The sequence below is a fragment of the Duganella sp. GW821-FHT07F09 genome (genome assembly GCF_059418705.1).
This window is the reverse complement of sequence record NZ_JBWKQJ010000005.1, coordinates 357915-384066: the sequence shown is the minus strand read 5'-3', so window position 1 is coordinate 384066 and position 26152 is coordinate 357915. Positions and strand designations below refer to the sequence as shown.

Annotated in this window: 22 protein-coding genes; 12 read left to right on the top strand and 10 right to left on the bottom strand. The window is 65.9% G+C overall.

Annotated features, from left to right (window positions below):
• Positions 1 to 7: 7 nt before the first annotated feature.
• Complete coding sequence (gene mltG, locus AC07P1_RS16060; RefSeq protein WP_494696757.1) at positions 8 to 997, bottom strand: endolytic transglycosylase MltG; 990 nt, start codon at positions 995 to 997, stop codon at positions 8 to 10.
• A 163-nt stretch (positions 998 to 1160) separates the two neighbouring features.
• Here mltG and ygfZ point away from each other — a divergent pair, with 163 nt between their 5' ends.
• The 4 genes from ygfZ to AC07P1_RS16040 all read left to right on the top strand — a co-directional run bounded on the left by ygfZ (position 1161) and on the right by AC07P1_RS16040 (position 3796).
• On the top strand, positions 1161 to 2177 hold the full coding sequence (gene ygfZ, locus AC07P1_RS16055) for a CAF17-like 4Fe-4S cluster assembly/insertion protein YgfZ (protein WP_494696756.1): 1017 nt from the start codon (positions 1161 to 1163) through the stop codon (positions 2175 to 2177).
• 1 nt (position 2178) lies between these two features.
• Entirely contained in the window at positions 2179 to 2466 is a 288-nt protein-coding gene (locus AC07P1_RS16050) for a DUF4936 family protein (protein ID WP_494696755.1), read from the top strand.
• Positions 2457 to 3200: an NRDE family protein gene (locus tag AC07P1_RS16045; protein WP_494696754.1), complete on the top strand. Its 744-nt coding sequence runs from the start codon at positions 2457 to 2459 to the stop codon at positions 3198 to 3200. The genes AC07P1_RS16050 and AC07P1_RS16045 overlap by 10 nt, the downstream gene beginning before the upstream one ends.
• A 209-nt stretch (positions 3201 to 3409) precedes the next feature.
• Complete coding sequence (locus AC07P1_RS16040; protein ID WP_494696753.1) at positions 3410 to 3796, top strand: VOC family protein; 387 nt, start codon at positions 3410 to 3412, stop codon at positions 3794 to 3796.
• A 5-nt stretch (positions 3797 to 3801) separates the two neighbouring features.
• Here the strand turns inward: AC07P1_RS16040 and AC07P1_RS16035 are convergent, their stop codons facing one another.
• The 8 genes from AC07P1_RS16035 to AC07P1_RS16000 form a co-directional block, all read right to left on the bottom strand.
• On the bottom strand, positions 3802 to 4065 hold the full coding sequence (locus AC07P1_RS16035; protein WP_494696752.1) for a hypothetical protein: 264 nt from the start codon (positions 4063 to 4065) through the stop codon (positions 3802 to 3804).
• A gap of 3 nt (positions 4066 to 4068) precedes the next feature.
• Positions 4069 to 5808: a S8 family serine peptidase gene (locus AC07P1_RS16030; protein WP_494696751.1), complete on the bottom strand. Its 1740-nt coding sequence runs from the start codon at positions 5806 to 5808 to the stop codon at positions 4069 to 4071.
• A 54-nt stretch (positions 5809 to 5862) separates the two neighbouring features.
• The gene (gene prsR, locus AC07P1_RS16025; RefSeq protein ID WP_494696750.1) at positions 5863 to 7215 is read right to left on the bottom strand and encodes a PEP-CTERM-box response regulator transcription factor; all 1353 of its coding nucleotides are present in this window, start codon (positions 7213 to 7215) and stop codon (positions 5863 to 5865) included.
• A 53-nt stretch (positions 7216 to 7268) separates the two neighbouring features.
• Positions 7269 to 9353, bottom strand: a complete 2085-nt coding sequence (gene prsK / locus AC07P1_RS16020) for an XrtA/PEP-CTERM system histidine kinase PrsK (RefSeq protein ID WP_494696749.1) — start codon at positions 9351 to 9353, stop codon at positions 7269 to 7271.
• Between the two features lie 18 nt (positions 9354 to 9371).
• Positions 9372 to 10772, bottom strand: coding sequence for a TIGR03013 family XrtA/PEP-CTERM system glycosyltransferase (locus AC07P1_RS16015; protein WP_494696748.1), 1401 nt, complete (start codon positions 10770 to 10772; stop codon positions 9372 to 9374).
• 83 nt (positions 10773 to 10855) lie between these two features.
• On the bottom strand, positions 10856 to 11923 hold the full coding sequence (locus AC07P1_RS16010; RefSeq protein ID WP_494696747.1) for an NAD-dependent epimerase/dehydratase family protein: 1068 nt from the start codon (positions 11921 to 11923) through the stop codon (positions 10856 to 10858).
• 2 nt (positions 11924 to 11925) lie between these two features.
• Positions 11926 to 13215 carry a nucleotide sugar dehydrogenase gene (locus AC07P1_RS16005; RefSeq protein WP_494696746.1) on the bottom strand — a complete coding sequence of 430 codons (1290 nt, stop codon included), beginning with the start codon at positions 13213 to 13215 and terminating at the stop codon, positions 11926 to 11928.
• A gap of 333 nt (positions 13216 to 13548) precedes the next feature.
• Positions 13549 to 14493, bottom strand: a complete 945-nt coding sequence (locus AC07P1_RS16000) for a glycosyltransferase family 2 protein (RefSeq protein ID WP_494696745.1) — start codon at positions 14491 to 14493, stop codon at positions 13549 to 13551.
• A gap of 167 nt (positions 14494 to 14660) precedes the next feature.
• On the opposite strand from AC07P1_RS16000, the gene AC07P1_RS15995 reads away from it, so the two are divergent.
• The 5 genes from AC07P1_RS15995 to AC07P1_RS15975 all read left to right on the top strand — a co-directional run bounded on the left by AC07P1_RS15995 (position 14661) and on the right by AC07P1_RS15975 (position 20112).
• Positions 14661 to 16115, top strand: coding sequence for a lipopolysaccharide biosynthesis protein (locus AC07P1_RS15995; protein ID WP_494696744.1), 1455 nt, complete (start codon positions 14661 to 14663; stop codon positions 16113 to 16115).
• On the top strand, positions 16112 to 17068 hold the full coding sequence (locus AC07P1_RS15990) for a glycosyltransferase family A protein (RefSeq protein ID WP_494696743.1): 957 nt from the start codon (positions 16112 to 16114) through the stop codon (positions 17066 to 17068). The genes AC07P1_RS15995 and AC07P1_RS15990 overlap by 4 nt, the downstream gene beginning before the upstream one ends.
• Positions 17065 to 17820, top strand: a complete 756-nt coding sequence (locus AC07P1_RS15985) for a class I SAM-dependent methyltransferase (RefSeq protein WP_494696742.1) — start codon at positions 17065 to 17067, stop codon at positions 17818 to 17820. Before AC07P1_RS15990 ends, AC07P1_RS15985 begins: the two co-directional genes overlap by 4 nt.
• A 7-nt stretch (positions 17821 to 17827) precedes the next feature.
• Positions 17828 to 18784: a glycosyltransferase family 2 protein gene (locus AC07P1_RS15980; RefSeq protein WP_494696741.1), complete on the top strand. Its 957-nt coding sequence runs from the start codon at positions 17828 to 17830 to the stop codon at positions 18782 to 18784.
• A 506-nt stretch (positions 18785 to 19290) separates the two neighbouring features.
• Positions 19291 to 20112, top strand: a complete 822-nt coding sequence (locus AC07P1_RS15975; RefSeq protein ID WP_494696740.1) for an N-acyl amino acid synthase FeeM domain-containing protein — start codon at positions 19291 to 19293, stop codon at positions 20110 to 20112.
• Here the strand turns inward: AC07P1_RS15975 and prsT are convergent.
• On the bottom strand, positions 20099 to 22876 hold the full coding sequence (gene prsT, locus AC07P1_RS15970; RefSeq protein WP_494696739.1) for an XrtA/PEP-CTERM system TPR-repeat protein PrsT: 2778 nt from the start codon (positions 22874 to 22876) through the stop codon (positions 20099 to 20101). The two genes, AC07P1_RS15975 and prsT, sit on opposite strands and share 14 nt — an antisense overlap.
• Positions 22877 to 23130: 254 nt before the next feature.
• Between prsT and AC07P1_RS15965 the strand changes: the two genes are divergently transcribed.
• The 3 genes from AC07P1_RS15965 (at position 23131) to AC07P1_RS15955 (ending at position 26075) form a co-directional block, all read left to right on the top strand.
• Positions 23131 to 23901: a GNAT family N-acetyltransferase gene (locus AC07P1_RS15965; RefSeq protein ID WP_494696738.1), complete on the top strand. Its 771-nt coding sequence runs from the start codon at positions 23131 to 23133 to the stop codon at positions 23899 to 23901.
• 186 nt (positions 23902 to 24087) lie between these two features.
• Positions 24088 to 24885 (top strand): flocculation-associated PEP-CTERM protein PepA, encoded by a 798-nt coding sequence (pepA, locus tag AC07P1_RS15960; RefSeq protein ID WP_494696737.1) that lies wholly within the window; start codon positions 24088 to 24090, stop codon positions 24883 to 24885.
• Between the two features lie 86 nt (positions 24886 to 24971).
• Positions 24972 to 26075 (top strand): hypothetical protein, encoded by a 1104-nt coding sequence (locus AC07P1_RS15955; protein ID WP_494696736.1) that lies wholly within the window; start codon positions 24972 to 24974, stop codon positions 26073 to 26075.
• Positions 26076 to 26152 lie beyond the last annotated feature (77 nt).

Here is a 26152-nt window from a genome sequence, read left to right as displayed (position 1 = left end):
GTAGTTCTTATCGTTGGTACTGATTCACTGCCCGGTTGTGGTCGGTCAGGTTATCGGAAAATTTGCTGGTGCCGTTGCCGCGGGCAACGAAATACAGAGCTTGCGTCTTGGCGGGCGCCAGCGCGGCGGCCAGCGATTGCACGCCCGGCAAGGCGATCGGCGTCGGCGGCAGGCCGCTGCGCGTATAGGTATTGTACGGGGTGTCCGTCTCCAGGTCCTTTTTACGGATGTTGCCCTCGTATTTAGTGCCCATGCCGTAGATCACGGTCGGATCGGTCTGCAGCATCATACCGATGCGCAGCCGGTTGACGAACACGGCGGCGATCATGTTGCGCTCGGACTTTTGCCCGGTCTCCTTCTCGACGATGGACGCCATCGTCAGCGCCTCGTACGGGGTCTTGTAAGGCAGCGCCGGATCGCGCTTTTCCCAGGCCGAAGCCAGGCGGTTGAGCATCAGCGTGTGGGCCTGACGATAGATTTGCAAGTCGCTGGCGCCCTTGGCGAACAGATAGGTGTCCGGGAAGAACAGGCCCTCGGGCTGCTTGTATTCGGAGGCGATGGCGTTCATCACCTCCTGGTCGCTGAGCGAGGTGGTGTCGTGCTTCAAGCCGCGATGGGCCGCGATGGCCGCGCGCATCTGGCGGAAGGTCCAGCCTTCGATGATGGTCAGCTGCTCCTGCGCGAACTCGCCGCGCACCAGTTGGTCGATCAGCTTGAGCGGCGTGACGCCCGGCTTGAGCTCGTAGGAACCGGCCTTCAGGCGGCCGCTTTTATTGGTCACGCGGGCCAGCAGGTTGAACAGCAAGGGTCCCATCGGGATGCCGGCGTCGGAGATTTGCTCGCCGGCCGCGTGGGCGCCGCTGCCAGGGATGATGGTGAACGGTATCGGTTCGACGTCGCCGACGATAATCGGGGCCTGCGACCAGTACATGAAGTAACCGCCGCCGGCGATTGCCAGGAGAACGCAGAGTGTAATTATTTTTTTGATAAATGCCATTGTTCGAGCCGGATTGTAGGATCAACTGAAATCGGGTACAGCTTGCCACTTCTCGGACCAGACCGCCAGCACCGCGTTTTGCACGGCATCCGACGCGATCTTCGGGACATCACTATAATGAGCCCGTAATGATAATGCTTTAATCGTCAAACTATTGGAAATTATGTCTTCTTGGAATGAACTTTTAGCACAGCCGTCCGCCCCGCTGACGTCCACCGCGCTGGCGGTCGGTTTTGTCGCGCCCATCACCGACCAGGGCTTGATCGCGCTGGACGGTGAGGAGGCGGCCGGTTTCCTGCACAACCAACTCACCAACGACGTCGAGCACCTCGGCCTGGGCGAAGCCCGCCTGGCCGGCTACTGCTCGCCGAAGGGCCGCCTGTTGGCCTCGTTCCTGATGTGGCGCAACGAGACGACTATCTTCCTGCAATTATCGCGCGACATCCAGGCCGCCGTGCAAAAGCGGCTGTCGATGTTCGTTTTGCGCGCCAAGGCCAAGCTCGGCGACGCCACCGAGGCGCCCGCCAACCAGGTCGTCCTCGGCCTGGGCGGCGGCCTGGCCGAAGCCGTGCTGCAAACGTGGTTCGACACCCTGCCCGCCAAACCGTTCGCCAAAATCGACCACCCGCTGGGCACCCTGATCCGCGTGGCCGACGCCTTCGGCGCCGCCCGCTACCAATGGCTGCTGTCGGCCGAGGTCGCGCAAACGGTCGCGGCCGAACTGGCCGACCGGCTCACCGTCGGCGGCAACCAGGCCTGGCGCCTGTCCGAAATCCACGCCGGCATTCCGCAGATCGCCAAGGCCACGCAGGAACAGTTCGTCCCGCAGATGGTCAACCTGGAGCTGCTGGGCGGCGTCAACTTTAAAAAAGGCTGCTACCCGGGCCAGGAAATCGTCGCCCGCAGCCAGTACCTCGGCAAGCTCAAACGTCGCACCACCCTGGTCAGCATCCCCGACCCGACGGCCGCCGCCGGCGCCGAAGTGTTCGCCACGGCCGACCCCGAGCAGCCATGCGGCATGATCGTCAACGCCGCGCCCAACGGCAGCGGCGGCGTCGACGCGCTGGTCGAAATGAAGCTGGCCGCGATCGAAGCGGCCTCGGTCCGCCTCGGCTCGGCGCAGGGCCCCGCCCTGGCCTTCCTCGACATGCCGTACGTGCTGGACCCGCTCGACCTCTAGCATGGATCTCTATATTTATTACCAGGTCAAGGAAGCCGACACGGCCTCCTTGCAGGCTGCGGTCGTCTCGATGCAGGCGGAGCTGTCGCGGCGGCATGGCGTCGCCTGCCAGCTCAAGCGCCGTCCCGAAGCCAGGGACGGGTTGCAGACCTGGATGGAAGTCTACGCCGATACGCCGGCCGGTTTCGCGGCGGTGCTGGGCGAAGCCGTCGAACGCACCGGTCTGTCCGCATGGACCAGCGGCCCGCGCCACACCGAAGTTTTTACGGATTTAGTCCCATGTGTTTGATCGTTTTTGCCTGGCGGGTCATTCCGGCGGTACCGCTGGTGGCGGCCGCCAACCGCGACGAGTTTTATCAGCGCGCCACCGCGCCGGCGGCGCCGTGGCCGGAGCATCCGCAGATTTTCGCCGGCCGCGACCTGCAGGCAGGCGGCAGCTGGATGGGCATCACGCAACCGTCCGAATGCGGCGGCGCCGCGCGCTTCGCGGCGATCACCAACATCCGCGCGCCGTCCGAGCACCGCGACGACGCCCCCTCGCGCGGGCGGCTGGTGGCCGATTTCCTGGCCGGCTGCATGACGCCGCAGGAATATGTCGACGCGATCCGCGACGGCGCCGGCGCCTACAACGGCTTCAACCTGGTGCTGGGCGACCGCGACACCCTGATCTGGTTCTCCAACCGGGGCGACGACGACCCGCGCAACGGCAAGCCGCTCGAACCGGGCGTCTACGGGCTATCGAACGCGCTGCTCGACGCGCCGTGGCCCAAAGTGGTCAAGACGAAGGCGCAGTTCGCCAGTTTGCTGTGCCTGGGGGCGCCGGACGAGGCGTTCTTCGAGATGCTGGCCGACACGGCGCCGGCGCCGGACCAGCGTCTGCCGGAGACGGGCGTGCCGCTGGACCTGGAACGCATGCTGTCGGCGGTGCGGATCGAAAGTCCGAGCTATGGCACGCGCACCTCGACCGTGGTCAAGCTATATGCCGACGCGCATGCGACCTTGCATGAGATGCTGATTCAGTAGTTGGAGTTTGCTCAGGTCGGATACACGTAGGGCGGATTAGCGCAGCGTAATCGGCCATGCATGCGCCAACGCGACGCATGCATGGCCGATTACGGCGTTCCGCCTAATCCACCCTACGCGATCAACGGTTTGCCGTCGTCCCAACCAACGGTTGTCATTTACCCAACCTATGCTAAAGTTAATGGCATACTACGGTTGAAGGGATTTCCATGAAACGTGTAACCGGCATCGGCGGCATCTTCTTCCACGCGAAGGATCCGGTCGCGCTGCGCGACTGGTACAAGCGGCATCTGGGCATCGAGGTGCAGGATTGGGGCGGCGCCGCGTTCACTTGGGCCGACCAGGCCGGCAATCCGACCAACGGTACGACCATCTGGTCCATCGGCGCGGCCGACAGCAACCATTTCGCTCCCAGCGCTTCATCGTTCATGGTGAACTACAGGGTCGAAGATTTGACCGCGTTACTCCAGCTTTTACGCGACGAGGGCTGCCACGTGCTGGAGAACACCGACGACTCGGAATACGGCAAGTTCGGCTGGGTCGTCGATCCCGAGGGAAACAAGGTCGAGCTCTGGCAACCTCCAGCCGGACAATAGCCCGCTCACTTCACATTCGGCGTCATCTTCTGCACCAAAGACAGTTGGGCAACCTTGTCATGCTGCGCAAGCCCTTTTAAAGCGTCGGGTGGCAGGCAAGCGAACATCACCCGGCGCCGGGTATCCGCATCGGCGAAACCCAGGCGCTGGAACTCGCCCACCTCTTCAGCCGTCAGCTGCGAGCGCAGCCGCACCGAGACGTCGACATTACCCTCGTGCGGCCGCACCAGCGCCAGGCTGAGGGCGGCGTCAAACTTGGTACCACTCATGATCTACACCTTGATCAGGCCATATCCCCACTTTATATCATGCGCGCCGGCGGGCGAATCGGGCACGGCCGAATTCTTTTTCAGCCAGGCCTTGGCTTGCGCCGGCGTCGCCTTAGGATTCGATTCCAGGAACAGCGCCAGCAGCCCGGTGACGACGGGCGAGGCCATGCTGGTCCCCGCCATCACCCGGTAACCCTGGGCGATCACATCGCTTTTATCGACGCTGGAGGCCGACGACAAAGCGGACGCGATCATCGCGCCGGGCGCGGCCACGTCGGGCTTCAAGGCGCCGCCACGCAGCGGTCCGGGGCTGCTGAACTCGGATATCGTATCCGGCGCCAAGCCCACCGATTGCGGCGCCCCCGAGATATCGATCCACTGGTTGCGCGAGGTATAGGAGGCGACAGTGACGACATCTTTGCCGGAACCCGGCGAGCCGACCAAGGTATCGAACAGCGGCGCCACCATCTCCGCCGAGCCGTAACGCTCCTGGTCGCTCAGCAACCAGACATCGACGTCGGACGCCGCGCCCGACTTGCGCCGCACCTCCACTTTCCACAGGCCGCCCTGCACCGCGCCCTGGCCGGACACCTCCACCAGGAATTGCCGGTCGCCGCCCGGCGCCAGCGATTCGGGCGTCGAGACGACCACCTGGTCGCTGCCCAACATGGTCGTCTGCGCGGCCGGATCGGTGCCGAGCAAGCCCTGCCAAGGCGTCGCCGCGCCGGTCGAGCTGATGACCCGCACCTCGCACTTGGTCTTGCCCGAGTACCAGCCGTTGATCAGGAACCACGGCGCGGAAAGGTCGGACCGCTTCGGCTGCACCTTGATCTCGAAGCGCACGGCTTTGGCGGAATCGACCCTCTGCCGCGCGTGGATCGGATCGCCGCCCTCGTTACCGGCCGCCGCCACCACCAGCCGGCCCGGGCCGCATTCATCGCTGATCGCGACGCTGGTGTCGTCTTCGCCGTCGTGGCCGTCGAAGTGGCCGCCCAGACTGAGGTTGACGACGCACGGCCGCCCGAGCTTTTTGGCCTCGTCGAAGATCCAGCGCACGCCTTCGACAATGGCACTGTTCTGGAAATTGGTCTTGACGATAAGCAGTTCGGCGCCGCCGGCGATGCCGCTGAACGGCGCCACCGCGCCGCTGGCGATGCCCGCCACGTGGGTGCCGTGGCCGTGCATATCCGAACTGGCGTCCATCGCGGCGCCGGTCAGCACGCGGCCGAGCTTACTATAGCCGGCGCCGGGGCCATCGCCCGCGATCTCCTGGTCCCATATTTTCAGCACGCGTCCAGCGAAGGCCGGGTGGTTGACATCGATACCGGTATCGACGACGCCGACGATCACGTCCTTGCCGGACACATTGTTCTGTGCGATATATTCGGGCGCGCCGACCAGCGGTCCGGCGATATCCATCAGCGGGCGCAAACGCCTGGGCGCCGACACGCGCTCCACCTTCTCATCCAGCGCGAACTCCATCAGCTTGGACGCCGGCACCAGCGCCGTCATCACCTCTCCCGATCCCTTGGCAAGCTTGATACCGGCGATCGACTTGGTCTGCGGATCGCTGCAACGGACCAGGACGTGGTAACTCGGCGCCAGATTCGGCACGCGTTTTCTGACCGACAGCAAGTTCGGCGCGCCGGTCACCTGTTCGGCCTCGCTCGATGCCAACAAAACGGCCAGGCTGGCCGACATCTTGTTTTTGCCGCCGACCGCGGCCTTGGATTTGCTCGCCATATTCGCCCTGTCTTAAAGTGTTAAAGATAAGGCGTACTGTACAACATTGTCGGATCAGGCATCGATCGCGTGCCTGTGCATCAGGTCGTACAGTGTGGGCCTGCTCACCCCCAGCAGTTCGGCGGCGCGCAGGATGTTGTTCTCGCAGCGCACCAGTGCGCGCACGATGGCTTCGCGCTCGGCCCGGTCGCGCACCTGGCGCAGGTTGAAGTCGTCCGCCGCCTGTTCGGGCGCGTCCAGGCCCAGGTCCTCGGCGACGATCTGCGGCCCGTCGGCCATGATGATGGCGCGCTTGATGCAGTTTTCCATTTCGCGCACATTGCCCGGCCATTGCCAGGCCTCGACCGCCGCCAGCGCCTGCTGGCTGAACTCGATGCGGCTGCGCCCTTCCTGCGCGCAGAACAGGTTGCGGAAATGATAGGCCAACAAGGTGGCGTCGCCGCTGCGCTCGCGCAGCGGCGGGATCGGGATGACGATCTCGGACAGGCGGTAATACAAATCCTCGCGGAAGCGCCCCTGGGCGATCAGCTGTTTCAAGTCCTGGTGCGTGGCGCAGACGACGCGCACGTCGACCGCGATCTCCTCGTGCCCGCCGACCCGCTCGATGACGCGCTGCTGCAGGAAGCGCAGCAGCTTGGCCTGCAAGGCCATCGGCAAGTCGCCGATCTCGTCGAGGAAGAAGGTGCCGCCCTGCGCCATCTCGACCTTGCCCTTGGTCTGCTTGGCGGCGCCGGTGAAGGCGCCCTTTTCGTAACCGAACAACTCGCTCTCGAGCAGGTGTTCCGGGATCGCCGCGCAGTTGATGGCCATGAAGCGCTGGTTGGCGCGCGGACTGAGTTGGTGCAGGCCGCGCGCCAGCACCTCCTTGCCGGTGCCGCTCTCGCCCAGCAGCATCACGGTGGCCGAGGTCGGCGCCACCTTTTCGATGTTGCGGCAAACCTTATGCATCGCCGGGGCGCGGCTGATGACGGTGCTCAGGGCGGAGGTGGTCTGCACCTCGCGCATGCGCGCGTTTTCCTGCTGCAAGCCGTGCAGATAGAAGGCGCGCTGCAGCACCAGGCCCAGCACGCCGGGATCGACCGGCTTCTGGTGGAAATCGTAGGCGCCTGCGGCGATCGCGCTGAGCGCGTGCGCGTGGTCCTGGTTGCCGGTCAGGACGATGACCTTGGTGTCCGGCGCCAGCGCCAGGATCTCGCGCAACGTGGCCAGCCCTTCGGTGGCGCCGTCCGGGTCCGGCGGCAAGCCCAGGTCCATGGTGACCACGGCCGGCTCGTGCCGGCGCAGTTGCGCCAGCGCGCTGGAACGGTTGTCCGCCAGCGCGATGTCGTAGTGGTCGAGGCTCCAGCGCAGCTGCTTTTGCAGCCCCAGGTCGTCCTCGATGATCAATAACTTGGCTTTGTTCGCCATAACCTACCTCTCTGGCTTTCAGGCCGGGATGCTTGTATTTATGCCGCTTGTACTTATGCCGCTTGTACTACGGGAATGTCCGCCGCGCGCCAGCCGGGCAGCACCACGCGGAAGGTGGTGCCGCGCAGCGGTACGCTGTGCACCTCCAGCCGTCCGCCCAGCTCGGCGACGTACTCGCGGCTTTCGAAGGCGCCGATGCCCATGCCTGCCGCCTTGGTCGATTCGAACGGTTTGAACAGGCGCTCGCGGATGAACTCCGGCGTCATGCCCTGCCCGGTGTCGCTGATTTCGACCAGCACCTCCTCGCCGTCGCGGCGCAGCCGCAGCGCCACCTCGCCGTCGTGCGGCGTGGCCTCGATGGCATTTTGCAACAGGTGGCCCAGCACCCGTTCCAGGCGGCCGGGCGCCGCCATCACGCACAGGCCGGGCTCGTCGCAGCGCAACACCGGCCTGGGCATGGTGCTGCCGCGCAGGGCCACCATTTGCGCCAGCATGGTCGCCAGCTCGATCGGCCCGGCCGCTTCGGGGGCGTCGCTGCGTTGCAGCTTTTGCAGCATCAGCTTCATTTTCTGTACGCCATGCTCGACCGTGTCGAGCATGTCCTGCTGGAATTCGGGATTATCCAGGTGCAGTTTGGCGTTCGGTATCATCAGCGACAGCTGCGCCACCAGGTTCTTCAGGTCGTGGACGATGAAGGTCGACATGCGGTGGAACGATTCGAACTGGCGCGCGGTCATCAGGGCGGTGGTGGTTTCCTGCAGCGCCAGATAACCCGCCACCTGGCTGGCGGCGACCTTCAACAGGTCGATCACCTCCCAGTTCAGGCGCAGCGCGCTGCGCGGCTCCTGCAACAGCAACACGCCGAACAGGCGGTCCTGCAACATCAACGGCACCACCAGCCGGGCGCGTGGCAAGCGCGACAGCCATGCCGGCACCGGCGCCCGCTGCACGGGCTCGGCAAGGTCGATCACCCACTGGTTGCGCTCGATCGACTGGCAAAAGGCGGCGTCCCCGTCCTGCTCCCCCTTCTGCGCGCCGCCGCTCGCGGCCGCCGGCGGCACCGTCATCTGGCATTGCGCGGCGAGGGTGAAACGCTCGCCGTCGCGCCAGATCCACAACGCGCCGCCGGGACTTTCCACCAGTTGCGCGACCGCCTCGATGGCGCGCTCGGCCGGTCCCGGAGTCTGCTGCGACAGCTTGCGCGTGAAGCCCAGCCATTCCTCGCGGTAGTCGTAGTCGTAGCGGTAGAAGTGCTTGCTGATGAACACCTTGAGGCGCGAGCGGAAGGTGCCGGAGAACAGCACGCCGGCCAGCAGCAGCATGGCGCCGAACAGGAAGCCGACCTGTATCAGGCCGCCCCAGTTGCCGCCGACATAGCGCAAGTAGTAGCCGACGGCGCCCATCGTCATCAGATAGGCCGCGGATCCCAGCAGCGCGGCGGAGTGGAACATGGCCTGGCGCGACAGCAGCATGCCGCTGGGCCAGGACGCGCTGCGGGCCACCGCGATGGCGATCAGCGGCACGGTCAGCGCGTTGACCACGCCGCGCGCGGCCCAGATGTCGGCGCTGACGCGGCGCACCAGCATGGCGTCGCAGTACAGATAGAAATCGTAGGCGAAGATGCCGCCGATGCCGAGGCAGGCGTACTTGACGGCCCACTGGCTTTGCGCATCCTTTTGGCGGTACAACTGCTCGACCAGCACCATGCCGGCCACCGCCATGACGGTGCGCGTGGCCAGCAGAACCGCCAGCGCCAGCCCTTCCACCTCGGCCAGCTTTTCGGCCTCGGCCAAGCGCCAGCCAGGCAGCAGCGCCAGCAAGATCGCCACGCCATAGCCGGCGCAATAGCCGACCCAGCGCCAGCGGGCGTCGGCGCGCGGATAGCCGAGCAGGCGCAAGATGAAGAAGCTGCACGCGGCGTTGCGGGCCACTTCCATGACGTCGACCCAGCGCCCGGCGCCAGCCAGGCCGGCGGCGTCGGCGGCGATCAGCGCGGCCCAGGCGGCGCAGCACAGGCAGGCCAGCAGCAGCGCGCCCGCGTGGCGGCGCCGGCTCCAGCCGCCGAGCAGCAACGCGGCCAGCGCCAGGAACGCGAGCGCGGCCAGCCCGTAACTGAGGCTGTCTATGCGGCCGTGCATCGCGCCCCCACCAGGCACCTAGCGGCCGCCGCCGAACAGCACCACTTTGAGGGTGTCGATCAGCACCAGCACGTCCAGGAACAGGCTGTTGTTCTTCACATAGTACAAATCGTACTGCAGCTTCTGGATGGCGTCGGAGACCGAGGCGCCGTAGCCGTAGCGCACCTGGGCCCAGCCGGTGATGCCGGGCTTGATGCTGTGGCGCAGCTGGTAGAAGCGCAGTTGCGCGTTGAGCTGGTCGACGAAATACGGCCGCTCGGGACGCGGTCCGACAAAGCTCATCTCGCCCTTGAAGACGTTGAGCAGCTGCGGCAGCTCGTCGATGCGGCACTTGCGGATGATGTTGCCGATGCGGGTCACACGCGGATCGCGCACCATCGCCCACTGCGGCGCGCCGGCCTGCTCGGCGTCGATGCCCATGCTGCGGAATTTAAGGATGAAGAAGCGGCGCCCGTCCTTGCCCACCCGCTCCTGCTGGTAGAACACCGGCCCGCCGTCCTCGAAGCGGATGGCGGCCGCCGTCAGCAGCATCACCGGCAGCGCCAGCGCCAGGATCACGGCGCTGACCACCAGGTCGAACACCCGCTTCATGACGATGCGCACCGGGCTCTGGTCGAAGCCGCCGCCGAACACCAGCCAGCTCGGTTGCAGCGAGTCGACCCGGATCTGGCCGCTCTCGCGCTCGAAGAAGGTGGTGGCGTCGATCACCTTGATGCCGTGCAACTTGCACTCGAGCAGGTCCTTGATCGGCAAGGCGCCGCCGCGCCGCTCCTGCACCGTGACGACGATCTCGCGCGCCTTGTAGCGCCGCGCGAGGTCGACCAGCGAGTCGCCCAGGTCCATGTCGAGCAAGGCGCCGGTGTTCACGCAGCACGCCTCGTTCGGCGTGGCGACATAGCCGGCCACCTGGTATTTCTGGTAGCTGCCGTTGTTGGCGGCCAGTTCGCCGCACTCCTTGGCGACGGCACCGTGGCCCAGGAAGATCAGCCGCGACGTCAGCATCTTGGACTGCGAACCGCTGACGAACATGGCCCGCACCAGCACCACGCCGGCCAGCGCGATGGCCAGCACCAGCAACAGCACCCCGCGCCCGACGTAGAGGCTGGGCGCCACGTAGAACACCACCGCCAGGATGCCGACGGCCATCGCGAACGCCGGCAGCAGCTGCAGGAACAGGCGCGGGCGGAAGCCCTGCGCCAGGTCCTGATGGTACATGCCGAAGGTGCTCATGCTGAAGACGATCGCCAGCGCGAACGTCAGCGCCGAGGCCATTAGATTGTGCAACGGCGGCGCCCCGGTACCAGCCGGCAGCAGCATGATGGCGGCGCCCGCGTGGAAGGCCGCCACCAACATCATTATCTCGATCAACAGCAGACTGGCCGCCACCTTCGACACGTAGTGATTTGAAATTTTCAGCATACCGTATCCCCACCCAACATGGACTGCAACGTTGAGGGCTATCAGCGCCGTTACCGCCGGCGTCGCGCCCTTCTGGTCTCCCCCTACCGCGTACCTAGACTGTCGACATACCAGTCCATCGCCACCGCCAGGCCTTCCTGGATGCGGTGGGTGGGCTCGTAGCCGAGTCGCTTACGGGCCTTGTCGATGTCGGCCTGCGAGTGCCGCACATCGCCGGGCCGGAAATCCGTGTACTGCGGCGTGTGGCCGCCGAGCCGCGGAAAGCGCGGCTCCAGCAACGCGCACATCATCGCGTGCAGCTGCTTGAGCGAGGTGCGCTCGTTCAGCGCGACGTTGTAGACCTGGTTGGCCGCGGCAGGATCGGTGCTGCACGCCGCAAGCAGGTTGGCCTGGATCACGTTGTCGATGTAGCAGAAGTCGCGGCTGGTCTCGCCGTCGCCGTTGATGCGCACCGGGGCGTCGGCGATCAGCGCCGCCACCCACTGCGGAATCACGGCGGCGTAGGCGCCGTTCGGGTCCTGGCGCGGGCCGAAGACGTTGAAGTAACGCAGGCCGATGGTGTCCATGCCGTAGCAGCGCGCGAACACTTCCGCGTACAACTCGTTGACATATTTGGTCACCGCGTACGGCGACAGCGGCCGGCCGATCTGCTCCTCGATCTTGGGCAGCGCCGGATGGTCGCCGTAGGTGGAGCTGGAGGCGGCGTAGACAAAACGTTTAACCCTGGCGTCGCGCGCGGCGGTGAGCATGTTCAGGAAGCCGCCGACGTTGGTGGCGTTGGTGGCGGCCGGGTCCTCGATGGAGCGCGCCACGGAGCCGAGCGCCGCCTGGTGCAGCACGTAATCGACGCTCCCCGCGACGCCCTCGCAGGCGCGGGCGCAATCGCCCGGCACGCGGATGTCGCCGGGCGCGAAGTCGAAGTTGGCCCAGGCCGCCTCGCCGACGAGCGCGCGCACCTGGTCGAGGTTGTGCTGGTGGCCGGTGGCGAAGTTGTCCATGCCGGTGACGCGCTGGCCCAGCCGCAGCAGCGCCTCGACCAGGTTGGAGCCGATGAAGCCGGCGGCGCCGGTCACCAGCCAGCGCTTGGGATTCGCGGACAGCTCATGCAGCAGCGCGGCGTACGCCGTCGCACCTCGGGTGTGGTCGTCCATGATCAAAGCCGCCAGACGCAGTGTCCCGCTTGGGCGAGTTTGGCGGTGTCGAACGCCGATTTGATGTCGATGAAGCAGCCGCGCGGGGTCAATTTCGCCTGCAATTCACCCATCGGCAAGGCCAGCAGTTCGCGGTGCGGCACGGCGGCGACGATGGCGTCGGCGCGCGGCAGGTAGTCCCAGCCTTCGAGCTCGATGCCGTACTCATGATAGGCCTCGGCGCTGGCGGCCACCGGATCGTGCACGTGCACCTCGACGCCGTAGGATTTGAGCTCGGCGACGATGTCGGCCACCTTGGAGTTGCGCAGGTCGGGACAGTTTTCCTTGAACGTCAGGCCCAGCACGTTGACGCGCGCGCCTTTGACGTAGCAACCGGCCGCGATCATGCTCTTGACGGTTTTCTCGGCCACGAACTTGGCCATGCCATCGTTGATGCGGCGCCCGGCCAGGATCACTTCCGGATGGTAGCCCAGCGTCGCGGCCTTGTGGGTCAGGTAGTAGGGATCGACGCCGATGCAGTGTCCGCCGACCAGGCCCGGACGGAACGGCAGGAAGTTCCACTTGGTGCCTGCCGCTTCCAGCACTTCGAGCGTGTCGATGCCGATGCGGTCGAACAGGATGGCCAGCTCGTTCATCAGCGCGATGTTGAGGTCGCGCTGGGTGTTCTCGATGACCTTGGCCGCCTCGGCCACCTTGATGCTCGAGGCGCGGTAGACGCCGGCGGTGACGATCGATTCATACAACGCCGCGACCTTCTCCAGCGTGTCGGCGTCGTCGCCGGAGACGACCTTGAGGATGGTGGTCAGTGTGTGTTCCTTGTCGCCCGGGTTGATGCGCTCGGGCGAGAAGCCGACGTGGAAATCCTCGCGCCATTTCATGCCGGAGTGCTGCTCCAGCAGCGGGATGCAGACCTCCTCGGTGGCGCCCGGATAGACGGTGGACTCGAACACCACGATGGCGCCCTTTTTCATGTGGCGTCCCACCGTTTCGCTGGCGCCGGCCAGCGCCGTGAAGTCGGGGTTGTGGGCGTTGTCGACCGGGGTCGGCACCGCCACAACGAAGTAATCGGCCTCGGCCAGCTGGGCCGGATCGTCGGTGAAACGCAGGCCCTGCGCGGCGCGCAACTGGGCCTCGCTCACCTCGCCGGTCGGGTCGATGCCGTCGCGGTAGTGTTGGATTTTCTTCGCCGACAGGTCGAAACCGACCGTGTTGCGACGCTTGCCAAATTCCACCGCCAACGGCAGGCCGACATAGCCCAAACCAATGACGGCTACCACGTTCGTGTTTTCCATCGCAGAACCCCAGAAGTGACGCACTACTGTTTTGCCTACCCGACGTCTTGATAAATGATTATTAAATGTCAGGAAAGATATAATTTTTACATTGCTACTTGATAGGGCCAATAGTTATCGAACCGACAAAAAAATGCAAGAGATAAAAAAAGCTTTTTCAGGATTATTTTCCGTTACACGAGTCGGCCTACTATGGCGGGCTCGACCGTACCATTTCGACCACATGGCGCGAATACAACGGCTGCGTGGCCGGTTTGCGACACACTTCACAGCAAAATTGCATGTAGGAATCGTCTTACAGGCGCGTAGGGATAGTCGTGGCACATCTTGTAGTCACCCGGCGCGCAAACCGCTCGCCAGCAACTCCTTCCAGGCCGCCGGATGGAACGGCCGCAGCCGTATCCAGCGGGCCGCGCAGCGCAACGCGGCGGTGTAGCGCCGGCGGCCGCGATAGAAGTAGCAATGGTCCTGCATCACCATGTCCAGGCGGCCGATCAGCAACGCGCGGTAGGAGCGCCAGGCCGGCATATCCATCAGCATCAGCAGCATGTTGTCCTCCAGCAGGAAGCGCGGCGCGTCGCCGTGGGTCAGGCTGGCCGGGTGGATGCGGTAGTAGGCCACCTCCTCCGTCACCATCCACAAATCGTTGTCGAGGGCGCAGCGGAACCACAGGTGGTAATCCTCGGCGCGCCGCAGGCGCTCGTCGAACAAGCCCTTGGCCACCAGCAGGCGCTGACGGATCAGGGTGGTGGTCGGGATGACGATGCAATCGCGCGCCAGCTCGGCCACCGGGCGGCGCAGCCTTTCCACCTCCGCCGGCGGCGGCGACGCCGGACAGGCGGCGCTCAATTCGGCCAGCGGCGCGAAGCCGTCGGCGCCCGGGCGCAGCAAGCTGATCTTGCCGGCGATCCAGTGCGCCTCCGGGTGCTGGCGCTGCACCTGCCAGCGCTGCGCCAGCGCGTGCGGAAACCAGACGTCGTCGGCGTCGAGGAAGGCGATCCATTCGCCGCGCGCGGCCTCGATGCCGGTGTTGCGCGCGCCCGCCGCGCCCTTTGAGTGGTGATTACGCAACACGGACACCATGGGCCAGGCGCCGACCTCGTCGAGCACTTCGCGGGTGGCCGGATCGGTGCTGCGGTCGTCGACGATCACCACTTCGAACACCGGCAGCGCGTGGCCGTCCAGTGCCCGCTGCCCCAGCACGGACAGCACCGCCTCGCGCAGGAAGACACCGGCGTTGAAGACCGGGATAACGACCGATACGGCGGGTTGCGACATCGCTGCTCCTGGATGAACAATGAATGTAATCAAATCAACATCAAGCTTGACTCCCTCAAATGCTTACGAGAGAATCATGATAATAGCTTATTAATAAGCAAAAATGACAACGGTTTGTAAAGACAGGCACGTTGCCACAGCCATTTCCAACCGGGGTTCCGCGCCGCATGACGCACATTAACGAACGCATGGCCACCGGCATCGTCTGGATGATCACCGCACGCCTGGTCGACCGCGGCATCGGCATGGTGAGCACGCTGTTGCTGGCGCGCCTGCTGGCGCCGGACGACTTCGGCCTGGTGGCGATGGCCACCGCCATCGGCGGCCTGCTCGACGTGCTCGGCGCCTTCAGCTTCGACCTGGCGCTGATCCAGAAAAAGAACGCCGAGCGCCGCCACTACGACACCGTCTGGACCCTGAACGTCATCTTCGGCCTGTTCTGTGCCGCCGCGCTGGTGGCGCTGGCGCACCCGGCGGCCCTGTTCTACGACGAGCCGCGCCTGGTCGGCGTGATGTGGGTGCTGTCGCTGATGTACCTGATCAACGCCTTCGGCAACGTCGGCGTGGTCAACTTCCGCAAGGAGCTGGACTTCCGCCAGGAGTTCAACTTCATCATGGTGCGCCGGGTCGGCACCTTCGTCGTCACCATCGGCGCCGCGCTGATCCTGCACTCCTACTGGGCGCTGCTGCTGGGCATGTGCCTGGGGCGCGCGATCACCGTGGCGATGAGCTACGCGATGAACGATTACCGCCCCCGCTTCGGGCTGGGCGCCATGCGCGAGCTGTTCCACTTCTCCAAATGGATGCTGCTCAACAACGCGCTCGGCTTCCTGCGCCACGACGGCTGCACCTTCATCATCGGCCGCTACTTCGGCGCGGCCGGGCTGGGCGTGTACACGGTGTCGTACGAGATCTCCAACCTGCCGTCGACCGAGCTGGTGGCGCCGATCAACCGCGTCACCTTTCCCGGCTTTTCCAAGATGGCCGACACGGCGCAGATCTCGGCCTCGTATTTCCGCCTGCTGGGCATGATCACCCTGCTGATACTGCCGGTGGGCATCGGCATCGCCTGCGTGGCCGAGCCGCTGGTGCAAGCCATGCTGGGCGACAAATGGCACCAGGCGGTGCCGCTGATCGCCATCCTCGCCGTCAGCGGCGCGATCACCGCCACCCAGACCAACAACGCCTCGGTGTGGCTGGCGCTGGGTCGCCCGCACGAGGTCGCCATCGTGCAGACCTGCTACCTGCTGATCCTGTTCCCGGCGCTGTACTTCTTCATGCGGCGCTACGGCATCGTCGGCGCCGGCTACGCCTACCTGACCGCGCAGCTGCTGGACGTGGTGCTGGAGATGAGCGCGACCAAACGGCTGCTCAAGTTCGGCTGGGGCGAAGTGGCGCGCACCGTCTGGCGGCCCGTCGCCGGGGTCACGGTCATGGCGATGGCGGTGGCGCAGCTCGACGCCCGCCTGGCCGGCCTCAACCCCTGGCTGCGGCTGTTCATCGATTCCGGTGCCGGCGCGCTGGTCTATGTGGCCACCGTGTTCGCGCTGTGGTTCGTCAGCGCCCGCCCGCAAGGCGCCGAACGCTTCTGCCTGCGCCGCCTGAAAGTGCTGCCGGCATGAAGAACGACGCCCTCCTTGAAGCGGTGCGACCGCCGCTAACTTCGCGGGCGCAGCCGCAGGTGACCGTGATTGTGCCAACCACGGCCCAGCTATCGCGCCGCATGGAAATCGAACGCTGCCTGGCGTCGATCCGCGCCTCGTCGACGCAGCCGGTGCAAATCATCGTCGTCGTCAACGGCCAGCGCTATGACGAGGGGGTATGCGACTGGTTGCGCGCCCAGCCCGACGTGCGCTACGCCTACGTCGAGCTGCCATCGGCCCCCAACGCCGTGTGGGAAGGCCGGCGCATGGTCGACACGCCCTACTTCTCGATGGTCGACGACGACGACGAGTACCTGCCCGGCGCCACCGACATGAAGCTGGCCGCGCTGCGCGCGCAACCGCGGGCGGACCTGGTCGTGACCAACGCCTACCGCCGCTTCGAAGGCGTCGACGCGCTGCTGTACCACCACCTGGCGCAGGTGCGGCACGAACCGCTGGCCATGCTGTTCGAGGCCAACTGGCTTACCAACGGCAACGCCCTGTACCGCACCGACAGCGTCGGCCCCGCCTACTTCGCCGACTACCAGCCGTACGCCGAGTGGACCTGGCTGGCGTTCAAGCTCAGCCTGGATGGCAAGCAGGTCGCCACCATCGAGCAGCCGACCTTCCGCGTCCATGTGACCGGCGGTTCGCTGTCGCAGTCGGACGCCTACTTCGAGTTCTACCTGTCGCTGTACCAGCAAATGCTGGCGGCCGGGCCGCCGCCCGCGATCGAACGGCGCATCCGGCGCCACTTGTCGGGCGCGCAGCACGACCATTCGGTGCGCGCGCTCGGACGCGGACGCTGGCGCGAGGCGCTGGGCTGGCACTGGCGCAGCCTGCGCCAGCCCGGCGGCCTGCAATACCTGAGCTACACACGCCATTTTGCGCTCCATTTTCTGCGCCTGCCGCGCGCACCGAGGACGCCATGAACGCCGACACCGAACTGAAGGCGACCGTGCTGGTCGACCATTACCGCGCCACCGCCGCCAGCGAAAAGAGCCACGTGGCCTACCAGGGCCTGCCGATCCACGCGCTGCCCGGCCTGCACGAATACGCGTTCGAGCAGTTCAGCCGCCACAACCCGCCCGGCGCCAGCGTGCTCGAGCTGGCCGCCGGCAGCGGCGCCATGAGCCGCCGCCTGGCCGACGCCGGCTACAAGGTCACCGCCACCGACTACGTGCGCGAGAACTTCCGCTTGCACGGCGCGATCCCTTTCTTCACCTGCGACCTGAACCAGAATTTTTCCGACGGCCGCGCCGCCAGCGAGGACCACATCTGCGCGCTGGAGATCATCGAACACCTGGAGAACCCGCGCCACTTCGCACGCCAGTGCTTCCAGGTGCTCAAGCCGGGCGGCACCTTGCTGCTGTCCACGCCCAACGTCGACACCGCCGCCTCGATCGCCATGTTCATGCGCGACCTGTCGTTCCAGTGGTTCGCCGAGGACGACTACGCGCGCGACGGCCACATCACGCCGCTGAGCCAGTGGCAGTTGAACAAATGCTTCACCGAGGCCGGCTTCACGCTGGCCTGGGAAGGTTCGGTCGGCGACCCGTGGGGCCGCGTGCGCGGATCGCCGCGCCTGCTGTACCTGTCGAAGGCGATCGCGCTGCTGATGCGCCGGCCCGCGCCGCTGCGCAACCAGATCTATGTCGCGCTGCTGCGCAAGCCCGCCGCCTGAGGCCGGCATGAAAGTGTGCGTGGTCATTCCCGCGTACAACGCCGCCGGCTATGTGACCGAGGCGCTCGACAGCGTGGCGGGACAAAGCGCGCCGCCGGACCAGGTGGTGGTGGTCGACGACGGCTCGCGCGACGACACCGTGCGCGTGGTGCGGGCCTGGATCGCCGCCCATCCTGCCTGCGACACGCGGCTGGTCGAGCAGGCCAATGGCGGCATTCCGGTGGCGCGTAACGCCGGCATCCGCGCCGGCGGCGGCGACTGGATCGCGCTGCTCGACGCCGACGACGTCTGGGAGCCGGAGCACCTGGCCACTTTGCGCGCGGCGTTGGCGGCGGCGCCGGACGCGGTGGCCGCGTATGGCGCCGGCCGGCTGCTGGTCGACGGCCAAGTCCAGCCGCGCCTGTACGACGATTTCTGGGACAACCCCTCGCGCCGCCACGGCCGGCCGATCGACGGCAGCGACTGCCTGCGGATCGACGGCGCCGCCCTGTCCCGCCTAATCCATGGCAACTTCATCAAACCGTCCAGCCTGTGCTTCGCGCGCGCGGCGGCGCTGGCCGTCGGCTTGTTCGACGAGGGATTGCGGGTCAGCGAGGACCGCGAATTCCTGATCCGTCTGCTGCTCAGTGGCGACTTCGTCTACACGCCGACGCCGATCACGCGCTACCGCTGGCACGACGACAACGCCTCCAGCCACAAGAACAGCCGCCGCAACATGGAGTACGCGCTGCGCGCGCTGCACCGCATCGGCGACCACGGCAACGCCTTCGATCCGCCGCAGCGCAGCGCGTTCCGCCACGAAACCCGGATCGCCATCCGCGACTACCTGTACACCTGCGCGCGCGACGGCTGGCGCCCGTACGCGGACGGGCTGCGGCTGGTCGGAACGCTCTACGGCACACCCCGCATGCTGGCCGGCTTCAATCCAAAACACCTGGCGCGCTGCCTCTGGCGCGTTGCTTGACCCGCAGAAATTCTCCTCCGCTTGTTCCATGAAAGCGATTTCGTATATACTTCAAATGCACTTACGCAATACCGCTGGAATTCGGACAACGCTTTATGCACGGTCAAAGCGCGCGCGGCATGGAATATTCGCCGCACCGCAGCATAAGCGGTAACGAAGTTTGGCTATAGTCAGTGGGCAACAAATTTTTGCATACCGAAACCGCAGAAGCGGTTCGTCAATATCTACATACCTGCGTGCTGGACGGGTTCCCCGTCTACGCCACAGGTTGGCGCCTGGTCAGCGCACCGTACAGTAGCCTGTTTGCTGTGCGGCATCAATCTCAGGCACGTCGTCCGCGGTTATTTGCGGGCGATGCGTTAAAAATTCCCAATGGAAATTGCACGCACGATAGCTATCAACTTGCAAGCTGATTAAACCGAACACGGCTATCATGTTGCGCGTTGCAATATGTTAAATCAGCCGAATCGTTATTTCACGTTCGGCGCGGAATATGGGAAGTATCGATGAACATGACCGCGGGATCGTCCCGACCACATAGCGCCAGCCCCGAGTACTATGGCCCCGCCATCGTGCCCGACGTTTTGGCCAAACTCTCCCCCGACTGGAAACCCTCGGCACCGCTCACGCCGTTCGGCATCCACCTGGCCAACACCGACGCCGGACGCCAGTCCGCGGAAATGCTGGTCAACAAGATGTACAGCTGGCGCGGCTATGGCGACCAGCACGCGCTGGAGGCGCACCCCCACCACGTGACCCTGGCGGCCGCAGAACCCGAGCAGATGCTCGGCACGGTGACGTTGCGCACCGATTCGGCCGACGGCATGCTGGCCGACGCCACGTTCAAGGAAGTGATCGACGTCTACCGCCGGGCCGGCGCCAAGGTCTGCGAAGTGACCAAACTGGCGATCGATCCGCTGGCCCATCCGAAGCTGGCGCTGGCGTCGCTGTTCCACATCGTCTACTTGTACGCGCGCAAGGTGCACCAGTGCACCGACGTGTTTATCGAAGTCAATCCGCGCCACAAGCGGTTTTATGAACAGATGCTGGGATTCGAGCCGGCCGCCGGCGTGCGCAACAACGAGCGCGTCAACGCGCCGGCCCACCTGTTGCGCATCAGCCTGGAATACATGGGGGCGCAGATCCGCAAGATGGGCGGCACCGTCGCCGCCACCGACCAGGAGGCGCGCCGCTCGCTGTATCCCTACTTCTTCTGCAGCAGCGCCGAACCGGGCATCATGTCGATGCTGGCCAGCCTGGGCAGCCTGGCCGATACGCCGCCGGTCGGACCGTACGGCTTGCGTTGGCCGATGCTCAAAGCTGCTTGAGCAAGCTGCGCGCGCCCTCGATCTGCGGGAAGTTGACGTCGCCGGCAAGCAACTGCTCGAGCACCTTTTTGGCGCCGGCCTTGTCGCCGGAACGCGCCAGGCCCTGCGCCAGGTGGTAGTGGATGTCGGCCGCCTTGTCCTTGGCGGCCGCGCCGCGCAACAGTTCGAGCCCGCGTGCGCTGTCGCCGTGCTCGACCAGCAGCCAGCCCAGCGTGTCCATCACGGCCGGGTTGGACGGCGCCAGTGCGAACGCCTTCTCGGCCGCCGGCAAGGCGCCCGGGTTGCGCAACTGCTGGTAGGCGTAGGCCAGGTTGTTCCAGGCGTCGGCGCTGTTGGGACGGGACAACACCACCGACTCGAGCTGGTCCGCGGCCGGCCGGTACTGTCCGGCGGCCAGATAGGTCTGGCCCAGGTACATGCGCAACAGCACGCCGTCGGCGCTGTCGGGCGCGGCCTTGATCCAGCCCAGCATGCGCTGTTCGGCCTGCTTGCCCTTGCCGCCGGCGCCCATCAGGTTGGCCAGCTTGATCTTGACGGCGGCCTCGGGCTCGAGCAGCAACGCTTTTTCATACGCGGCCATGGCCGGCGCCGGCTTGTTTTGCTTGACCAGCAGATCGCCCTCCAGCAACAGGCCCACCGACGACTTCGGCTCCTGGCGCTGGATCTGGCGCGCCAGCACCAGCGCCTGGTCGATGTTGCCGGCGCGCTCGGACAAGCCGGCCAGCGCCAGTTGCGCATCCATGAACTCGGGCGTTAGCGCCAGCGCCTTCTTCAGTGACCGCATCGCCTCGGCCTCGTTCTTGACGCCGGCCTGGGCCCTGGCCAGCCAGTACAGTGGCAGCGCCTGGTCCGGCTGCAGCTTGGTCAGCTGGCTGAAGCTCTCGAGCGCGTCGACCGGCTTGTCGAGCACCAGTTGAGCCTTGCCCAGCATCTCCAGCGCCCCCGGATTGCCCGGGTTGGCCGCGTGCAGTTTGCGCGCCAGGGTCAGGCCGCGCTCCTGCTGGCCGTTGACCAGGTAATTATCGATCACCCGCAACGCCGGCCACACGGCGTCCGGATTGGCCGTCATCGATTGCTCCAGCCACTTGGTGGCCTCGGCCGGCTTGCCCTGCGCGATCGCCAGTTGCGACAACGCCGTCATGGCGTTCATATTGTTTTTGTCCTGCTGCAGGTAGGCCAGCAGCCTGGCCTGCGCCGCCTCCGGCTTGCGCTCGGCGATGTCGAGCAGCGCCAGGCTGGCCACCGGATCGTAGTAGCGGACGCGCTGGGCGGCCGCGCGCTCGAACGTGGCGCGGGCGGCCACCGCGTCGCCCTTGCCCAGCAGCGCGTTGCCGATCGACAGCGTCACTTCGGGGTCGTCCGGATGGGTCTTGGCCAGGGCGCGCGCGGCGGACAGCGCGCGCTCGTACTGGCGCAATCCCAGCGCCGTGCGCACCACCGCCAGGCCGGCCGGCAGCGAGCCGGCGTCGATCGCCGTGGCGCGCTCCAGTTCGACCAGCGCGCGCGCCTCGTCGCCGCCACCCAGCAGACTCAGGCCCAGCGCGGTGCGCAGCGGCGCCATGGTCGGCTCGAGCTTGCTGGCACGTTCGTAATAGGCGGTGGCCTTGGCGGGTTCGCGGTTCTGCAGGCTCGCCTCGCCAGCCAAGGCCAGCACGTAGGCGTCCGGCTCCTTGGCGGCCAGCGCCGGCGCCAGCACCACCAGCGCGTCGCGCGGACGCTCGACCTTCAACAGCGTCGACGCCAGCAACTTGCGCGCGCTCAGGTTGGACGGGTCGCCGTCCAGGTATTTGCCCAGGTGCTGCTCGGCCTGCGCCATCGCGCCCAGCTTGAACTGCACGGCGCCGGCCAGCATCAACGACGGCAGGTGGCCGGGCGCCACCTTGAGCACATGCTGCAGCGGTTCGAGCGCGGCGGCGGTGTTGCCCTGGCTATATTCGAGCAGCGCCTGCGTGTACGGCAACAGCAGGCTGCCGTTGGCGGCCTTGCGGTACAGATCGAGTTCGGCCTTGGCGGCGTCGTACTTCTTCTGCTCGATGTACAGATAGGTTTTCTGCAAGTGGGCGTCGCCGTGGGAAGGATCGACCTGGAGCGCGGCGTCGTAGGCCATGGTGGCCGAGTCATAGCGCCCCTGCGAGCGTTCGAGGTTGCCCTTGAACATCAGGGCGTCGAGGTCGGCCGGGTGGTCGCTGGACGCTTGCGCAGCCAGCCGGTTCGCCTCGGGCAGGTCGCGTCCCAATGCGGCGGCCTGGGCCAGGCCGACGGTGGCGGCGGCGTCCTTCGGCCGCAGCCGCAGCGCCGCCGCGAATTCCGCGTTGGCCTCGGGCAGGCGCCCCATGCCCAGATAGGCGTGGCCGCGCCGCGTCAGCAGCTCCGGCCCGGGCTTGTCGGCCGCCTCGGTTTCCTTCAGCACCGCCTCGAACTTGCTCTGCTGGATCAGCGAGCGGGCCAGCACCGGCAGCGCGGTCTGGCTGTCGACGCCAAGGCTGACCGCCTTGCGCGCCTCTTTTTCCGCCGACAGCGGATCGCCGGCGTCGTTGTAGACGCTGGCGAGCATCAGGCGCGCCTGGGCATTGCCGGCGTCGACCTGCAAGGCGTTTTTCAACTGGATGATGGCACCCTTGTTGTCGCGCTTGAGGTGCATCTGGCGCGCCTCGGCGATCAGTTCGGGCGCCGTTTGCTGCTTGCCGCAGCCGCCCAACGTGGCCAGGGCCAGCAGGCAGGCCAGGCCGCCCGATGGCGTGATTTTGTTGCCGAACGCACGCATAGCGGCTTCCTCCAGACATTTTGATGCCAATCACCAAACACGTAAACTATACATCGATTTGACAATAAAGTTAAAATAATTGCATTATAAGGATGGAAATTTACAACGCTGGAATGCGGTCCGCGGGCGATCCGAGTACTTTGGGGCGGGCGCCAGCGAATCACATTGTCGGGTCCGCCAGATTCGACTATGATTATCAATATAATAATTAACCGTCCGTTACAGCGGCCTTGGCTGCATTCCAGGAGGAGAAGATGACCGTGTCCGAAAAACAGGCCGACCCCGTGGCCGGCGCCGTCGCGCGCAGCCGCGAGATGGTCGACATTCCCGATACCAAACCCGACAACCTGGTCGAGCTCACCGTCGACCAAAAGGTGTTCGGGCTGCGCATGGTCGATACGCCCCAGGGCCGCAACAAGGCCAGCGTGTTGATCAACAAAATGTATTCGTGGCGCGGCTACGCCGGCGCCCATACCCTGGCCGACGACCCCAACCGCATCACCCTGACCTCCACCCACCATGGCGAGGTGGTCGGCACCTTGACCCTCGGCATCGACTCGGCTATCGGCATCCTGGCCGACGAGATCTTCAGGGACGAGATCGAGGCCTTCCGCCAGCGCGGCGCCAAGGTGTGCGAGCTGACCAAGCTGGCCTTCGACCCGGCCGTGCAGTCGAAGGCGATGATGGCCTCGCTGTTCCATATGGCCGTGTGCTTCGCCCGCGACCTGCACCACTGCACCGACCTGTTCATCGAGGTCAACCCGCGCCACCGGCGCTTCTACCAGCACATGCTGGGCTTCCGCCAGCTGGGCGAGCCGAAGACCAACCCGCGCGTGAACGCGCCGGCCCATTTGCTGTGGGTGGGCTTCGACTATGTGAGCGAACAGATCCGGACCTTCGGCGGCAGGGGCGAGGCCGCCGCCGGCGAACGCTCCTTCTACCCGCTGTTCTTCTCCACCCGCGAGGAGGCCGGGATCATCAACCGGCTGCGCGGCATCGACGCCGAGCCCGGCAAGCAGCCATGATCCGCGCCGCAATACTGTCGGATTTCTTTACAGTCCCGATCCACCGCGCTTCACGATTTCCGCTAACACTTTGATTTAAAACAAGATATTGAGGTGGATCAATGCTGGCCCGAATCATGCTTATATGACACAAGACCGCTTCCACGGTTACGAGCATTCACGGGGCATTTCAATTAGGGGGAGTATATGAAACGATTCAATTTCGGCAAACGCGTGGTGATGGCGGCATCGGGGGTGGTGCTGGCGCTGGGCATGGCGTCGGCGCACGCGGTACCGCAGTTCAGCATCAATCCGGCGGCGCTCGGCCTTGGCGGGCCGGCGGGACCGATCACGGCGGACGCGATCGGCGGCACCTCGTCCGAACTGCTGCACACCATCGGCAACACCCACGAGGGTCAAGGCTGGCTGAGCTACAGCTCGTTCCGCCTCAATTCGGCCAACCTGGCGGCCAACGTCACCGGCCTGAACTTCTTCTACGGCATTTACGTGAAGTTCACGCTCAAGGACGTTGTCACCACCGGCACCATCAACACGCCTAACAGCGTCAACACCTTGACCGAACTGAACTTCGAAATGTTCGCCGATCCGGGCAACGCCAATGTCTTCACCGCCGCCACGCTGGGCTCGGAAGCGACCATCTCCGGCGAGGCCGACGACATCCGCTTGGGTTTTGGCGGGTTGATTTCGGGCACCTCGTCGTTTAACAACCTGTTCGGCGCCGCGCTCAATGCGAACACCACGTTCACGCTGACCGACGATGGCAAGCTGTTCTTCGTTGGCCCGGTGCCGTTCTACGACATGACGTTCAACGGCTTTAACAACACCACCCAGGGCGCGGCCATCGATGGCGCCGGCAATATCGCCATCAACGACGCCTCCGGCACCACCGACTTCAACCGGGTGCCGGAACCGGGCTCGCTGGCGCTGCTGGCGCTCGGCCTGCTCGGCGTCCACGCGGTCAATCGCCGCCGGCAAGGCGCTTGATACACCGTTAGCGCGAACCAGACAGCCCGCCCGCCAGGACGGGCTGTTTTTCAATCCGCCACCGATAGTGGAGTAACATAGATCAGATGCGCGTTCCCGATCAACTCATCGAATGTCTGCTGGAGGCCGCCCGCTGGTCCGCCTCGGCCGACAATATGCAGTCCTGGCGCTTCGACTGGGACGGCGCCAGCCTGCGGCTGATGTTCGTGCGCCGCGTCGACAGCGAGGGCGCCTTCGGCATCGACAGTCCGGCCACCCTGCTCGCCTTCGGCGGCGTGATCGAGAACCTGCACCAAATGGCCGAGAGCACCGCCTGCCAGTTGTACGAGGCCACCATCTTCCCGCGCGACGACGACCCGGCCTGCGTGTTCCGCTGCCGCATCGACGCCACCGGGCCGCTGGCCACCGCCGGCTGCCGCGACCATCCGCTGTTCCAGCGCCACACCAACCGGCTGCCGTACGCGAACCGTCCCCTGCCGGACGACGCCGTCGCCGCGCTGGCCGCGCTGGCCGAGGGCGAGGCCCGCTGCCGCCTGCTGGTCGAGCCGCACGAGGTGCGGCGCTGGGCGCGCCTGGTAAGAACCGGGTCCGAGCTGCGCTTTCAAAACCGCCTGGCCCATACGGCGCTCGACGCCAGCCTGCGCATGACCGAACGCGAGGCCGCGCGCGGCGACGGGCTCGACGTCGCCACCTTCTTTCTGCCGCCGGGCGGCAAGGCCATGCTGTCGTACACCCGCAGCTGGCCGCACATGGCCATGCTCAACCGCGTGGGCCTGTACAAGATGTTCGCCGCCATCGAGGCCGACCTGGTCAGCAAAGGCCCGGGCCTGCTGCTGGTGACCGGCGCCGCCGGGGCCCGGGGCGCGCTCGACGCCGGCCGCCTGCTGTTGCGTGCGTGGACCAGCCTCAACCGGCAGGGCCTGGCGGTGCAACCGTATTACGTGGTGCCCGATCAAATCTTCCGGCTCGAGGACGGCAGCGTGCCGGAAGCGTCGCGGCCGGCCGCGCGCGCGCTGGCGCAGGCCTGCCAGATCGAACTGCCGGCCGGCGCGGTGCTGTATATGTTGTTGCGCGTCGGTTATCCCAAGAAGCCGGCGGTGCGCTCGCGCCGCCTCCCGCTGGAGCGGGTATCGTCCATCACCGCGAACCAAACCGCCGTCGATCCGGCGCCCAAGCCGTCCACCGGTTGAGTCTTCGCCCGATCTTTCCAACCCCCGTAACACCATGACAGCAGCGCGTGACGCCGTGCCGCGGCCGTGCGCCGGCA

Excerpts from the sequence above, each read along its gene's own strand:
- AC07P1_RS16045 (WP_494696754.1), top strand. The coding sequence starts at position 2,457 with ATGTGTTTGATCGTTTTTGCCTGGCGGGTCATTCCGGCGGTACCGCTG.
- AC07P1_RS15955 (WP_494696736.1), top strand. The coding sequence starts at position 24,972 with ATGCGCGTTCCCGATCAACTCATCGAATGTCTGCTGGAGGCCGCCCGC.
- AC07P1_RS15980 (WP_494696741.1), top strand. The coding sequence starts at position 17,828 with ATGAAAGTGTGCGTGGTCATTCCCGCGTACAACGCCGCCGGCTATGTG.
- prsK (WP_494696749.1), bottom strand. The coding sequence starts at position 9,353 with ATGCACGGCCGCATAGACAGCCTCAGTTACGGGCTGGCCGCGCTCGCG.
- AC07P1_RS16015 (WP_494696748.1), bottom strand. The coding sequence starts at position 10,772 with ATGCTGAAAATTTCAAATCACTACGTGTCGAAGGTGGCGGCCAGTCTG.
- AC07P1_RS16005 (WP_494696746.1), bottom strand. The coding sequence starts at position 13,215 with ATGGAAAACACGAACGTGGTAGCCGTCATTGGTTTGGGCTATGTCGGC.
- AC07P1_RS15975 (WP_494696740.1), top strand. The coding sequence starts at position 19,291 with ATGAACATGACCGCGGGATCGTCCCGACCACATAGCGCCAGCCCCGAG.
- AC07P1_RS16000 (WP_494696745.1), bottom strand. The coding sequence starts at position 14,493 with ATGTCGCAACCCGCCGTATCGGTCGTTATCCCGGTCTTCAACGCCGGT.
- AC07P1_RS16010 (WP_494696747.1), bottom strand. The coding sequence starts at position 11,923 with ATGGACGACCACACCCGAGGTGCGACGGCGTACGCCGCGCTGCTGCAT.
- AC07P1_RS16030 (WP_494696751.1), bottom strand. The coding sequence starts at position 5,808 with ATGGCGAGCAAATCCAAGGCCGCGGTCGGCGGCAAAAACAAGATGTCG.
- pepA (WP_494696737.1), top strand. The coding sequence starts at position 24,088 with ATGAAACGATTCAATTTCGGCAAACGCGTGGTGATGGCGGCATCGGGG.
- AC07P1_RS15990 (WP_494696743.1), top strand. The coding sequence starts at position 16,112 with ATGAAGAACGACGCCCTCCTTGAAGCGGTGCGACCGCCGCTAACTTCG.
- AC07P1_RS16050 (WP_494696755.1), top strand. The coding sequence starts at position 2,179 with ATGGATCTCTATATTTATTACCAGGTCAAGGAAGCCGACACGGCCTCC.
- prsT (WP_494696739.1), bottom strand. The coding sequence starts at position 22,876 with ATGCGTGCGTTCGGCAACAAAATCACGCCATCGGGCGGCCTGGCCTGC.
- AC07P1_RS15985 (WP_494696742.1), top strand. The coding sequence starts at position 17,065 with ATGAACGCCGACACCGAACTGAAGGCGACCGTGCTGGTCGACCATTAC.
- prsR (WP_494696750.1), bottom strand. The coding sequence starts at position 7,215 with ATGGCGAACAAAGCCAAGTTATTGATCATCGAGGACGACCTGGGGCTG.
- AC07P1_RS16035 (WP_494696752.1), bottom strand. The coding sequence starts at position 4,065 with ATGAGTGGTACCAAGTTTGACGCCGCCCTCAGCCTGGCGCTGGTGCGG.
- AC07P1_RS15995 (WP_494696744.1), top strand. The coding sequence starts at position 14,661 with ATGACGCACATTAACGAACGCATGGCCACCGGCATCGTCTGGATGATC.
- AC07P1_RS16040 (WP_494696753.1), top strand. The coding sequence starts at position 3,410 with ATGAAACGTGTAACCGGCATCGGCGGCATCTTCTTCCACGCGAAGGAT.
- mltG (WP_494696757.1), bottom strand. The coding sequence starts at position 997 with ATGGCATTTATCAAAAAAATAATTACACTCTGCGTTCTCCTGGCAATC.
- ygfZ (WP_494696756.1), top strand. The coding sequence starts at position 1,161 with ATGTCTTCTTGGAATGAACTTTTAGCACAGCCGTCCGCCCCGCTGACG.
- AC07P1_RS15965 (WP_494696738.1), top strand. The coding sequence starts at position 23,131 with ATGACCGTGTCCGAAAAACAGGCCGACCCCGTGGCCGGCGCCGTCGCG.